Below are 13,388 nucleotides of genomic sequence, written 5' to 3' on the forward strand. Positions count from 1 at the left end.
GGTCCCGCCCGCCTACAGGCGGATCTCCACTTGGCGAATGATCAAATCCACCGTGTTCATCTCGTCGCGTTCCACCTCGGTAGGGGCAATGGACACGCCGAACTCCTCCTCGATGGTCACCAAAAGCTCGATAGCCCCCATAGAGTCCAAAAGGCCGAGCGCGAACAGATCCTCGCTTCGGCGCTCGCGCACCTCGTCATCGTCGCAGATATCCTCCAAAATGCAGAGCATGCGCTCCTCAAGCTGATCGTGCGTGACGCTACCCATTGATCGCTCCTTTCACGAGCATCGTTGCCTGCCCCGAGAACAGCGCGAACCCGATCATCACCAACTGCAGCGTGACGAACCAGGATAGCGCCTTGAACCAGGGTTCTTTCTTATGCCGCTTGTAAAACTTCGATTTCTTCTGAAACGCCTCCGTACCCGCCAGCAGCAAGCCGTGGTACAAGCCGTACAAAAGGTAGTTCAGTGTCAGGCCGTGCCAAGCGCCCATAAGCACCATGTCGAACACGAAGCCCCAGCACGCCGTGGTCAGGCGGCTTTCGAACCAGCGCTTCTTGAGCGCCAGGCGCGAAAACCGCATGAACACGAAGTCGCGCAGCCAAAACGAGAGCGTGATGTTCCACCGGTTCCAAAAATCCTTGATGTCGATCGACGCGAACGGCGCGCGGAAGTTGCGCGGCGTGCGAATGCCGAAGCAGTAGCTAGCGCCCATCGCCATGAGGCTGTACCCTGCAAAGTCGAAGAACAGGTACAGGCCGTACACGTACGCGGTCTGAACCTGCGCGCCCAGCTCCGCAAGAAACGGGCCGCCGCCCCATGCGGTCGGTGCGTACAGGCGATGCAGCCACACCGCGATCACGAACGTGTACGCCATTCCCACGAGCAGCAGCAGGATGCCGCGCGCGAGCAGGCCCGCGTACTCGTCGCGCGTCCGCACCGCGTCGGCATCCTGCGCGAAACGGCGGGAACGGTCGATGGGGCCGGACGTGAACACGGGGAAGAACAGCAGGAAGTACACGTAATCGAACAGGTTCATCCGCTCGATGAGGCCGTCGCGAATTTCGAAGAGCACCTGCAGCGCCTTGAACGTAATGTAGGAAACGCCCAAGAAGCCCAGCAGATTCTGATCGAACACCGCGCCCGCCTTCGCGGACACGAGCGGCACGAGCGTGACGGCAACGGCCGCATAGAAGCGCGCGTTCGACTTCGGGTCGGCCGAGAGCCACCGCATGCACACTACGGCCGCCAGCACGAACCCCGCCGCGAGCGCAAGGCCGGCGACGTCCTTCGAGAACAAGCACGCCAGCAGCACTACGGACACCGCCAGGCCGTAGCGCTTGAGCGGCTTCTCGCGCAGGCCGAGGAAAGCTGCGCCCGCTACCGCTGCGGCCAGCGCCACGAAAAAGCTGGGGTCGGCGTAAAACGACATGCGCGCGACCTGCTACGCCTCGACCAGGGCTTTTCGATCAAGCTTGCCGTTGCAGGTCAGCGGCAGCTCGTCGAACAGCTTCACGGTGCGCGGCACCATGTACGCAGGAACGAGCTCGGCCAGACCGCGCCGAATCTCCTGGCGAGCGTCGAAGGCGTCGAGCGCAGCAGCCGAAGCATCCAGCACCACGCATGCCTTCAGGTGGGAAACGCGCCCGCGGCGCAGCACCGGCACTACGACAGCTTGCTTCACCTGCGGCAATGAAACGATGTTCCTTTCCACGTCCTCAAGCTCGATGCGAAACCCGTTCACCTTCACCAGCGCGTCGAATCGGCCTTCGCAGTGCAGCACGCCCTCCTTGTCCAATCGACCCAGGTCGCCCGTACGATACGCCCGCATTTTGCGGCCGTCGGAACGCAGCGACCATGAGAACGCCTCGGCGGTTTTATCGGGATTGCGGTAGTAGCCTTTCGCCACCGTGTCCCCCACGATGACGATCTCGCCGCTTCGCCCCGGCTCGCACGGCGCCCCCGTTTCGGGGTTCACGATGCGCAGCTCGGTCCCCGGACGAGGACGCCCCACCGGCAAGGGGGCCGCATCCGCAAGCTCGGCGGGACCGATTTCGGCGTACGTTACCGCCACGGTGGACTCGGTGGGCCCGTAGGTGTTCACGACGAGCGCCTGCGGAAACCGACGGACCAAGTCCTCGGCCGTCGCATGGTGCAAGGTCTCCCCGCAAAAGAGAAACATGCGAACGTCGGAAAGAAGCGCCTGGTCGAACGAAGGATCCGCCAGGCATAGATCGGCGAACGACGGCGTGGAAACCCACACCTGCACGCCCGAGGCGCGCAGGTCCTCGAACAGCATGCGCGCATCCTCGGTTTTCTCACGCGAAACCGCGTGCAGGCACCCGCCGGTCGACAGCGCGCCCACCACTTCGTACTGCGACAGATCGAACGAGTACGGCGGCTGGTCCAGGAACACACGCGCACCGTCCGACACCACCGGAAACGTGCGGAGCCACCGCATGAAGTTCGCCACGTTGTCCGCGCTCACCTCGATGCCCTTGGGTCGCCCGGTCGAGCCGGACGTGAAGATGAGGTAATGCGTCTCCTCGCCGGAAACCCAGCAGGAGCGGTCGGGGACGCTCGCACGGTCGAACGGCAGACGCGCAACCTCGCGCGCATCCACGACGCGGTCCTCGCATGTCAGCTCCCGCAACGCGCAAGGCAGCTCCACGGCGGTCAACAGCAACGGTTCCCCCAGCTGGGAAGCGATGTCGGCCAACCGAGACGCCGGCATCTCAACATCGACGGGCACGAAGGCGTGCCCGCTTTTCAAGCAGCCCAGAAACCCGACGATCATCAAGGGGCCCTTATGCCCCAGGACGACGACCGGCTCGCGATCGCCCGAACGCTCGCGCAGCGTGCACGCCACGGCATCGGACATAGTCCACAGCTCGGCATAGGTCATGGTTGCGTCGTCTGCACGATAGGCCAAAGCATCCGGCGTCGTCTGCGCCCATCGCTCGACCTCCAGCAAAAACCCGTTCTCGTTCGCCATACGCTCGCCTCTTCTCTCGCCCCGTTGCGCGCCAAGCCGCCCCATGCGACCGGGGTTCAAGATAGACTTCGAATATCTACGACGCATCGAGGTCACAGACTGAGCACAAATCGGTAACCGAACCGACGCTCAAAAAGCTGCGCCTTCACATGCTGCGCACGACAGCGAACCGACGATGCGCGCAGCGGGTCGACAACCGCGCAGCACGCGCCTTGGGCTTCGGGCCTATGCGGAAGCGCGCGGGTTCGCAACCTGGGATGCCTGCCGCTATACTGAACCAACCCAAGAGAAAGCAGGTCCATGAAGCCCACCGTGTACATCGACGCCGACGCCTGCCCCGTCACCGCCGAGGCCGTCAACATCGCGCGAAACCGCAACATCCCCGTCGTTATCGCGGGCAACTCAACGCAGAACCTGCTTCGGCACGTGCGACGAAGCGACCCCCGGCAGCCCACCGACGGATTCTGGGTCGACACCCTTGCCGTGGGCATCGGCGCCGATGCGGCCGATTTCGCCATTGTGCAGGAACTGAAGCCCGGCGATATCGTGGTGACGCAGGACATCGGCCTTGCGGCCATGGTGCTCGGCCGCAGCGCGCGGGCCATCGGCGTGCGAGGGCGCGTGTACTCGCGCGCGACCATCGACGCCGACATGCAGATACGCCACCTCGAGAAGAACGTCCGTCGACAAGGCGGCAGGACGAAGGGCCCTGCAGCGTTCGAGGACGAGGATCGCGAACGCTTCGCGGCGAACCTGCGGCGCCTGGTGGACGAGTCGCTTCGCGACGGGGACGAGCGCTAGCGCAGCGTCGACGGCGGCAAGGCTCCGGAAAGCGAAATCGGGCGGCACACCCCATCCCGCCGCCCGGAAACCAGCAAGCCGCACCTATTCGGAAACGTCGGCGTTACCACCCTCAAGCGCTTTGAACGCGGCTTTCATAGTGGGGTTGTTCCTGGTCAGACGCTTGATAGTCAAGTCCTGCGCCTTGTTGTTCGCCAGGCGCAGATTGTTCTCGGAGGAAAGCAGGGCCTCTTTGGTTTTCTGCAGGTGCGTGATGGTCTTGTCGATCTCGTCGATAGCCGTCTGAAAGCGGCGGCTGGCCAGGTCGTAGTTGCGCGCGAAACCCGATTTGAACGTCTCCATCTGCTCTTCGAAGTTCGTGATGTCGATGTTCTGGTTGCGCACCACGGCCAGCTCCGCCTTGTAGGCAAGCGAGTTGAGCGCGGCGTTGCGCAGAATGGAGATCATGGGCAGGAAGAACTGGGGGCGAACGACGTACATCTTCTCGTACCGATACGACACGTCCACGATTCCCTGGTTGTACAGCTCGCTGTCCGGCTCCAAAAGCGACACGAGCACCGCGTACTCGCATCCCTTCTTCGTGCGATCGGCGTCGAGCTTCTTGAAGAACTCGTCGTTTCGATGGTGGCGGGACGGGTCGTCGGATTCGTTCTTCATCTCGAACATGATAGACACGATCTCGTTGCCCGCCTCGTCGCACTCCCGGAAGATGAAGTCGCCCTTCGAGCCGCCGGATGCATCGTTGTCCTTCTCGAAATACGCCCGCGGGAACGCCGTTGCGCGAATCTTGTTGAACTCGGTCTCGCAATGCTGCTCAAGCGACTCGCCCACCATTTTGGTGGACAAGCGCGCCTTCATGTCGCGATAGCGCTCGATCTCGTTTTCCTTGTACGCGATGATGTCGTCTTTCGCCTTCAGCTCAATGGACAGCTGCTCCTTGAGCGCGCTTTCAACCTGGATGCGCTCGGCGTCCTTGAGCGCCACCTGGGCAGCCAGGGCATCGCGCTCGCGTTCGATCTCGGTGCGCGCCTGCTGCACGGCCAGCTGCTTCTCGGTTTCGCTGGCGTGCTGCTGCGCGGACAAGCGCTGCTCGAGCTCGACGATGCGAGCGTCCTTCGCCGCCGCGATGTCGGCAAGCGCACGCTCGCGCTCGGCCTGCGCGACGCGCTCCCGAGCTTCGTTCTCGCGCTTCGCCGCGTCCAGTCTGGCCTCCAATTCGGCAATGCGGGTCTCCTTCTCGGAGGCCTTCGCCTGCGCCGCTCCCAAAGCCTGCGCCACCGCCAGCTCGACAGCCTGCTTCTTTTCGGTTGCCAGCAGCTGCTCGTGCCGTTGCACTTCCTTGTCGAATTCGCTGTCGCGCACCTGCTTCATGATGGCCGCGAAACCGGTCTCGTCAACCTGAAACACCGTTTGGCAATGGGGGCACTTGATCTCGTTCATGCACGCTCCTTATCTCTTGCCCCGATTCTACCCCATCGATTGTTTTCGAGAGGGTCGCAACGGGGACAGTCGAGCAATTCATCGTTGAAATTCGCAACGAGCCGGACGTCCCGAATCGCTTCGATCGCGACCTTTCGGCGCACAGGTTTGTTTCGAATCGTTTAAATAATCATTGCGCGCGGTCGGCTCTCTTTATAATGATGCTATTGCGTACTGCATTTCCCAAAGGAGGTCCGAATTGAGTTACGTCGATCGAGTTATCGAGCAGGTCAAGGCGAAGGACGCCAGCCAGCCTGAGTTCATCCAGGCGGTCACCGAGGTGCTGCGTTCCCTCGAGCCGGTCATCGAGGCGCATCCCGAGTACGAGGCCGCCGGCCTGCTCGAGCGCATCGTGGAACCCGAGCGCGTGATCATGTTTCGCGTCCCCTGGGTCGATGACGCGGGCAAGGTGCAGGTCAACCGCGGCTTCCGCGTGCAGTACAACAGTTGCCTGGGGCCCTACAAGGGCGGCCTGCGTCTGCATCCGTCCGTGAACCTGGGCATCATCAAGTTCCTGGGCTTCGAGCAGATCTTCAAGAACAGCCTGACCACGCTTCCCATGGGCGGCGGCAAGGGCGGCTGCGACTTCGACCCGAAGGGCAAGTCGGACATGGAAGTCATGCGCTTCTGTCAGAGCTTCATGACCGAGCTTCAGCGCCACGTCGGCGCCGACACCGACGTGCCGGCTGGCGACATCGGCACGGGCGCACGTGAGATCGGCTACCTGTTCGGCCAGTACAAGCGCATCAAGAATGTCTGGGAAGGCGTGCTTACCGGCAAGGGCCTGTCCTACGGCGGATCGCTCGCCCGCACCGAGGCGACCGGCTACGGCCTGATCTACTTCGTGCAGGAGTACCTGGAGTGCCACGGCGACTCCTTCGAGGGCAAGACGGTGTCGGTCTCCGGCTCCGGCAACGTGGCCATCTACGCCACGCAGAAGGCCCAGCAGCTGGGCGCCAAGGTAGTCACGCTCAGCGACTCCACCGGCTGGATCCACGATCCCAACGGCATCGACGTTGCCCTGGTCAAGCAGATCAAGGAAGTCGAGCGCGCCCGCATCTCCGAGTACGCGAAGCGTCGCGAAGGCGTGGAATACCACGAGGGCCGCGGCGTGTGGAGCGTGCCCGTGGACATCGCGCTGCCCTGCGCGACCCAAAACGAGCTGTTCATCGAGGATGCACAGCAGCTGGTCGCGAACGGCTGCAAGGTGGTTGCCGAGGGCGCCAACATGCCCACCACGATGGACGCGACCGATTACTTCCTGGACAACGGCGTGACCTTCTGCCCCGGCAAGGCCGCCAACGCCGGCGGCGTGGCCACCTCCGGCCTGGAGATGTCGCAGAACTCCGAGCGCCTGTCCTGGTCGTTCGAGGAAGTGGATGCCAAGCTGCAGGGCATCATGAAGAGCATCTACCATGCAGCCGACGACGCCGCGCGCGAGTTCGGCCACGAAGGCAACTACGTCATGGGCGCGAACATCGCCGGCTTCAAGAAGCTCGCCGACGCCATGATGGCGCAGGGCGTGGTGTAAGCCGCAGCATCCAGCAAAAGCGAAAGCCCGGTCATCACTGGCCGGGCTTTTTCATGTTCCCGTGGTACCCAACGCACGAAGATCGCGCCGCGCGCCCATCGCGCAATCCGTGCGCACGACGTCGAATCTTACGCAGTCCGTGCGCACGACGTCGAATTTCGCGCAGTCCTGTCAAAACGATCGAGTTTTGCGGCGATTTTCCGCCTTTTTATGATTGCTCGCCAACACACGATTTTCATTGTCCCAGTTCAGAAGCTTATCCGCTTGCTTTATCCTGGTTTGAGGACCAGCAAAACTCGTCCGTTTTGACAGATGGGCCCTACGCGTCCGAAAACCGATCGAAAGTCGGCAGCGTCCCGAAAGCCCTTCACGGCAACTCACAGCACTGCGGCTCTCAGCATGCGGCACGCTTGCGCGAAACCATCGTACGGACGAACCCGCTCGCCTAAAGCAGCAGCAAGCTGACGCGCCGCCTTGTCGAAGCGAGCAAGATCCATGATCTGGTGATTCGTCATCGTGCGCACCGACACCCCCAGATGGGACAAGTCATCGCGACGTTCCGAATCCCTTGCGATCCGAGAAGGACCGGTATGGTACTCGTCGCTTTCGTACTCAACGTCGAGCTTCGCTTGCGACCAGTACAGATCGCATAAGTAGTATCCCTTTTCGGTGCAATCTCGCCGCGCGTCCGGCACATCCATTCGATAATTCAATTCGGGATGCGAAAGCGCATAGCCGCCCATTCTTCGCGGAAGGCAAAGCAGCAACGTCAAAGCCGTCTCGCGCGGCGAAGCGGAACAGGCGACCAAATGCTTGAGGACTCTTCGAGCCGCAGCCGCGCCAGGAATTCCCCGTGCAGATTCGACGTATCGAGCAAGGGCCGACGCCGTGGTCAAAAGCATGGGCCTCCCGTACCGCGTGCGCCCATCGCAGTTGCGCGCGTACGTTCCGCACAACTCGAATCCCAAGGCAAGAAGCTCCAACGCAGGCAAGACGGAAGCCATCTGCACGAAGCACAGCTCCGGCGAGCTCGCGTACAGATCTTCGTCCAATCGCACGAATGATCCAGGAGGAAACGGGCGCGCATGAACATGGCAGCGCACGCCGACGCGGTCGATCCGATCGCACGTACAGGGCACGACCACATGCACGGGCGATTCGCGAGAAACGCGCCCGAGCGGCAATCCGCTTTCAAGAAGCAGGGAATCCCCGCGAGCGCGATCGACATCTACGGCCTTGCGGCCCTGGAAAAACGCCGCGGTATCGGCATCGCGGCTGCGAGCCCGCGCCGCCTTGTCCGCATCGCCGATAAGCTCCGACGATCCGACGGGATGCCGAACGCGTTTTCCAGAGCAGGGCACCCGAAGGCGGGCGTCGAACCTTCCCGACCGCCAACATTCCAACGCTGTTATATGGCTGATGTATATAGTCATATATTAAGACTAGCAAGGGCAACGCCCCTCATGTTCGCGGACAATCGTTTCGTTATCTTCACGTTATCTTGCGCTGGATTCCTGCTAGATTCCCGCTAGACCCGTGCTAGATTCCTGCAAGGTTTTCGCAAAACCACGCCCAGAAGACGGCAGGCGTGCATCCGCGCCGATGCACGCGCAGGCAAAGGCGAAAGCGGGATCGCGGCTGAAAGCAAACGGCGAACGGGCGGGCCGAGACGAGCGCGCAGCTAGAGGAAGGCACGCGGGTCAAAGTGGACGCACGGCTGGAAGCAGGTACGCAAGCTGAAGCAGGCGCGCAAGCTGAAGCAGGTCCGCAGGCTGAAGCAGGCGCGCAAGCCGAGGCGAGCGCACCGGCTGAAACAACCGTGCGGACCGAAGCGGAGCACGCAGACCGGCGGAACGGACAGCTTGCAGGAACGCGTGCAGTAGCAGAATGTATTTGACACGGTCCGCTGTCAAAACGATCGAGTTTTGCGGCGATTTTCCGCCTTCTCGAGGTTGTTCGCTGATGCGTGATTTTCATTATCCCAGTTCAGAAGCTTACCGGCTTGCTTTATCCTGGTTTGAGGACCAGCAAAACTCGTCCGTTTTGACAAAACTTCGAACTGAAGACGGGGTCAGCGAGGACTGCAAGTCCCCGAAGCGCAAGACGGAGCCGGGCACGTCGCAAGCCTCCGAAACTGGAACGGAACCGGGTACGCGGGCAGCGCCCGTCCTCGCCGCGCGACCGCCTCCTAAAACAACACGGGACCCGGCGCGAAGCCGGGTCCCGAAACGTGCAAGCTTTTCGAACGAGCGCTTACATCATCGTCTGAATCGCGACGAACAGCGGGGTGAACGTCAGCGAAACGATGGTCATCAAGTTGATGAGGATGTTCATGGACGGACCAGAGGTGTCCTTGAACGGATCGCCCACGGTGTCGCCGACAACGGCGGCCTTGTGAGCATCGGATCCCTTACCGCCATGATAGCCCTGCTCAATGTACTTCTTCGCGTTGTCCCACGCGCCACCGGCGTTGGACATGAAGATGGCCATGAGCATACCCGTAGCAACGGCGCCGGCCAAAAAGCCGCCCAGCATAGCCGGGTTGAAGCAACCGATCGCAACCGGCACGATAATGGCAAGGCAACCGGGAAGCATCATCTCGCGCAGCGCGGAGCTGGTGGAGATGGCCACGCACTTGTCGTACTCGGGCTCGGCCTCGTACTCCATGATGCCCTTGATCTCACGGAACTGGCGACGCACTTCCTCGACCATGGCATGAGCAGCGCGGGACACGGCGCCCATGGTGAGGGCCGCGAACATGAACGGCATCATGGCGCCGATGAAGATACCGGCAACGATCAGAGGATCGGTGAGCGTCAGCTCGAAGTTCGGAATAGCATGGTGCATCGTGGCCTGGTAGGACACGAACAGCGAGATAGCGGACAGGCCCGCAGAGGCAATGGCGAAGCCCTTCGCGATGGCAGCGGTGGTGTTGCCCACGGCGTCCAGCGCGTCGGTGCGATCACGCACTTCCTCGGGAAGTCCGGCCATCTCGGCGATGCCGCCCGCGTTGTCGGCAACAGGGCCGTACGCGTCGACGCCAATGGTGATAGCGGTGTTGGAAAGCATGCCAGTTGCGGCAAGACCCACGCCGAACAGGCCGACGGCAATGCCGCCCTCAGCCGAGGCAAGCGGGAACGCAAGGTTGCCGAACGTGTACGCGCCGATGATAGCCAAAGCAACCAGCACGATCGGAGCGATGGTGGACAGCATGCCCGTGCCGATGCCCTCGATGATGACCGTGGCGGCACCGGTGTCGGCAGCCTCGGCGATCTTGTGGACCGGCTTGTACTTGTCGGAGCAGAAGTACTCGGTGATCTTGCCGATGGCAAGGCCGGCCACCAGGCCGCACAGCACCGAGCCGAACAGCCACAGCGGCTGCGCCTCGACGGACTGGGAGTTCCAGATGGAGAACAGGCAGAAGATCACGACGATCTCGATGCCGGCAGCCAGGTACGTGCCGCGGTTGAGCGCCTTGTGCAGGGCAGCGCCTTCCTTGGTGCGCACGGCGAACAGGCCGATGATGGACGTGAGGATACCGGTTGCCGCGATGATGAGCGGCGTCACCAGGGCCCACACGAGGTCGCCCGTGGCGAAGTACCCGCCCAGCGCGCCGAAAGTGGCGGCCAGGATGGTGGGGGCCAGGATGGCGCCCGTGTAGGACTCGAACAGGTCGGCGCCCATGCCGGCCACGTCGCCTACGTTGTCGCCTACGTTGTCGGCGATGGTGGCGGGGTTGCGGGGATCGTCCTCGGGAATGCCCGCTTCCACCTTGCCCACGAGGTCAGCGCCAACGTCGGCGGCCTTCGTGTAGATGCCGCCGCCCACACGGGCGAACAGCGCAACAGCAGAAGCGCCGGTGGCGAAGCCTTCGACCATGCCGATGTTGGTGTGCATCTGAGCAACCTCGACGATGTCGATGCCGAACACCAGCAGGATAAGCCACAGCGACAGGCCCAGCAGGGCGAACGACGCCACGCACAGGCCCATGGTGAGGCCGGACTTGAAGCTGATGTTCAGGGCCTTGGCAACCGACTCCTCGGCAGCGTGAGCGGTACGCGTGTTCGCGCGCGTTGCCACGTGCATGCCAACGTAGCCGGCGGCCGCAGACATCACGCCGCCCGTGACGAACGCAAGCGCCGTGATCGGCGACAGGAATACCGCCATAACAACGGCCACGATCACCATGAAGATCACGAGCAGCTTGTACTCGCTCATCAAAAACGCCTTAGCGCCCTGCTGGATCTTCAGGGAGATGTTATTCATCTTGTCCGGACCCGGGTCCTGCTTCAGAACCCACGTTCCGAGGTAGGCTGCCATGCAAATGCCGATGAGGGCGCACACGGGAGCCATCCATGCGACTGCAGTAGTCACGTGTCTCCTCCTTTTTTCGACCAATACGATATGCGACCTTTTCGCCGGGCATTCGAGCGAGAAAGTCGCAACCGCTTTATTCTAGAGGATTTGCAGATAATGTGAACCCGTAATCGAGTTTTTTTGGATACATGAAATTGCAAGCGTTTCACCAGGAATCAGGCCGCGCATCGACAATCAGGGCGGATTCAAGCTGCAAACGAAGCGATATCCGGTATACTTCGCCTTTTCACATCACCGACGATGCATGCATCTGAACCACGCGAGGAGCACGTTATGCCCGGTATACGCCACGCACGCGCCGCACAAGACGCGGTGCGTGCGCTTTTCGCCCTGATCGCGGGCGCCGTCGATCGCTTCCGATCCCTGCCGTCCGCGAAAAAGGCGCGTCCCTTCGTTCTTGCGCTTGCCGTGCCAACGGCTTTCCTGCTGCTCGAAGTGCCCTACAACGCGAACCTGCTTTCCATGGATCCTTATTATGCGGGGTTGAACCTCGTCCTCTTGGCGATCCTTTTCGGCATCTGCTACTTCGTCGGGCAGCGCTCCCGCGCGGCTGTTGCGGCGTTTCTGCTGGCTTGTCTGGCGGCCGGAACGGCAAACCACTTCGTCATCATGTTCAAAGGCCAGCCCGTCGTGCCTGCCGACCTGTTCGCCCTGTCCACGGCCGCATCGGTGGGATCGGGCTACTCCTTCGAGCTTGACGCGAGCCTGCTTGCGAGCATCATGCTGTTCTTGGGGTACTGCGCCGTGCTGTTCCTGATGCCGAAGCAGCGGCTCTCGTTCCGACGCGGCTTGACCAACGCCACGTGCGCGCTTGTTCTAGTTGGAGGCTTCGGATGGTCGCTAGCCGCCGTCGACATCGAAAAAGCCTTCGATTGCACGGTGGACGTATGGGGCGTCAAGGAATCGTACGCCGAGCAAGGATCGGCGCTTTGCTTTCTCAAGCGCGTCCAAGACCTGAGCCCCGCCGAACCCGACGGATACGCGACCGCGGCCATCGAGGACATGCTGGACTCGTACGCAGACGCCACGGCCATCCCGGAAGCGCATGCCGGCGAACTTGTCGAACAGCCCACGGTCATCGCCATCATGAACGAGACGTTCTCCGACCTGTCGCGCTACCCCGGCCTTGCCGACACCGAGGCCCGCCCCGCCCGGTTCCACGAGCTTGCCGCCGAAGCGCTCGAGGCCGGCGAAGCCTACGCCTCGGCCATGGGAGGCGGCACCTGCAACAGCGAGTTCGAGTTTCTGACCGGGTCGAGCATGGCGCACCTGGGCGGAGGCGTGTATCCGTACGTGCTTTACGACCTGGACAAAGCCGAAAGCCTGGTGTCGTACTTCTCATCGATGGGCTACGCTACGCACGCGCTGCATCCGGCCGAGGGCACGAACTGGAGGCGCGACCGAATCTACGCGCAGCTGGGATTCGACCGATTCAGCGACATAGCCTCCTTCGACGGCGCGGACACGTTGCGCGGCCTGGTCACCGATCGCGCCACCTACGACTACGTGCTGAACCTGTTGGCGGAAAACGAGCAGCCCCAGTTCATCTTCGACGTGACCATGCAAAACCACGGGGGCTACGACGTGGGCGGCCTTTCCGAAGAGATGAGCGTGAGCGTTCCTCTTCCCGACGGAACCACGTCGCCCGAGCTGAACGAGTACGCAAGCGTCATCCGCCAGGCAGACCAGGATCTGGCGTATCTGACAGAGCAGCTGAACGCGCTTGAGAGGCCGGTGGTCCTCTGCTTCTTCGGCGATCATCAACCCGGTTTCAGCGACTGGCTGTTCGAAGCCACGCACGAAGGCGTGTCCGCAGACGATCTGGGGCTCGATGCCGTGCAGTCGCGCTACGCTGTACCCTACCTCATCTGGGAAAACGATGCCGCGCGCGCAATCAAGCAACAGCGAGGAACCCCTGCCGAGCACGAAGCCGACGCCCTCGCCGCAGGACCGGTCGAGCAACGGTCGAGCCTGAACTACCTGGGTGCCAAGCTGGTGGATTCAGCAGGTCTTCCCACCACGAACTACCAGCGCTTTTTGCTGTCGACCAGCGAATCCATACCCGCCGTCAACCTCAACGGCTACCTGAGCGCCGACGGCACCTGGCACTGGCTCGACGAGGAAGCGGACGCCGAAAACCTGCTAGACGCCTACGCCTGGATACAGTACGACAACCTGTTCGGCTAAGGTCGAGACAACGAACAA

9 protein-coding genes are annotated in these 13,388 nt (G+C 62.2%); 3 read left to right on the forward strand and 6 right to left on the reverse strand.

Going from position 1 to position 13,388, the window contains the following annotated elements:
* Positions 1-12 precede the first annotated feature (12 nt).
* The 3 genes from dltC to dltA are packed head-to-tail and all read right to left on the reverse strand — an operon-like array spanning position 13 to position 2,995.
* A complete protein-coding gene (gene dltC, locus ACTQZK_RS06665; protein ID WP_114566922.1) occupies positions 13-267 on the reverse strand; it encodes a D-alanine--poly(phosphoribitol) ligase subunit DltC in 255 nt (84 codons plus the stop codon).
* The gene (dltB, locus tag ACTQZK_RS06670; RefSeq protein ID WP_428420621.1) at positions 260-1,432 is read right to left on the reverse strand and encodes a D-alanyl-lipoteichoic acid biosynthesis protein DltB; all 1,173 of its coding nucleotides are present in this window, start codon (positions 1,430-1,432) and stop codon (positions 260-262) included. Before dltB ends, dltC begins: the two co-directional genes overlap by 8 nt.
* Before the next feature lie 12 nt (positions 1,433-1,444).
* The gene (gene dltA / locus ACTQZK_RS06675) at positions 1,445-2,995 is read right to left on the reverse strand and encodes a D-alanine--poly(phosphoribitol) ligase subunit DltA (protein ID WP_428420619.1); all 1,551 of its coding nucleotides are present in this window, start codon (positions 2,993-2,995) and stop codon (positions 1,445-1,447) included.
* Positions 2,996-3,295: 300 nt separating this feature from the next.
* On the opposite strand from dltA, the gene ACTQZK_RS06680 reads away from it, so the two are divergent.
* Entirely contained in the window at positions 3,296-3,796 is a 501-nt protein-coding gene (locus tag ACTQZK_RS06680; RefSeq protein WP_216529494.1) for a YaiI/YqxD family protein, read from the forward strand.
* An 84-nt stretch (positions 3,797-3,880) separates the two neighbouring features.
* Here the strand turns inward: ACTQZK_RS06680 and ACTQZK_RS06685 are convergent, their stop codons facing one another.
* Positions 3,881-5,236: a DUF2130 domain-containing protein gene (locus ACTQZK_RS06685; protein WP_428420616.1), complete on the reverse strand. Its 1,356-nt coding sequence runs from the start codon at positions 5,234-5,236 to the stop codon at positions 3,881-3,883.
* Positions 5,237-5,474: 238 nt separating this feature from the next.
* Here ACTQZK_RS06685 and gdhA point away from each other — a divergent pair, with 238 nt between their 5' ends.
* Positions 5,475-6,806 carry an NADP-specific glutamate dehydrogenase gene (gene gdhA, locus ACTQZK_RS06690; RefSeq protein ID WP_428420614.1) on the forward strand — a complete coding sequence of 444 codons (1,332 nt, stop codon included), beginning with the start codon at positions 5,475-5,477 and terminating at the stop codon, positions 6,804-6,806.
* 377 nt (positions 6,807-7,183) lie between these two features.
* Here gdhA and ACTQZK_RS06695 read toward each other — a convergent pair whose 3' ends face one another.
* Positions 7,184-8,239: a hypothetical protein gene (locus tag ACTQZK_RS06695; RefSeq protein ID WP_216529716.1), complete on the reverse strand. Its 1,056-nt coding sequence runs from the start codon at positions 8,237-8,239 to the stop codon at positions 7,184-7,186.
* Positions 8,240-9,059: 820 nt separating this feature from the next.
* Positions 9,060-11,159: a sodium-translocating pyrophosphatase gene (locus tag ACTQZK_RS06700; RefSeq protein ID WP_181792564.1), complete on the reverse strand. Its 2,100-nt coding sequence runs from the start codon at positions 11,157-11,159 to the stop codon at positions 9,060-9,062.
* 297 nt (positions 11,160-11,456) lie between these two features.
* On the opposite strand from ACTQZK_RS06700, the gene ACTQZK_RS06705 reads away from it, so the two are divergent.
* Positions 11,457-13,370, forward strand: coding sequence for an LTA synthase family protein (locus ACTQZK_RS06705; protein ID WP_428420612.1), 1,914 nt, complete (start codon positions 11,457-11,459; stop codon positions 13,368-13,370).
* Positions 13,371-13,388: the final 18 nt, after the last annotated feature.

Source organism: Paraeggerthella sp. LCP19S3_G8 (genome assembly GCF_052119225.1).
Classification (GTDB): domain Bacteria; phylum Actinomycetota; class Coriobacteriia; order Coriobacteriales; family Eggerthellaceae; genus Paraeggerthella; species Paraeggerthella hominis.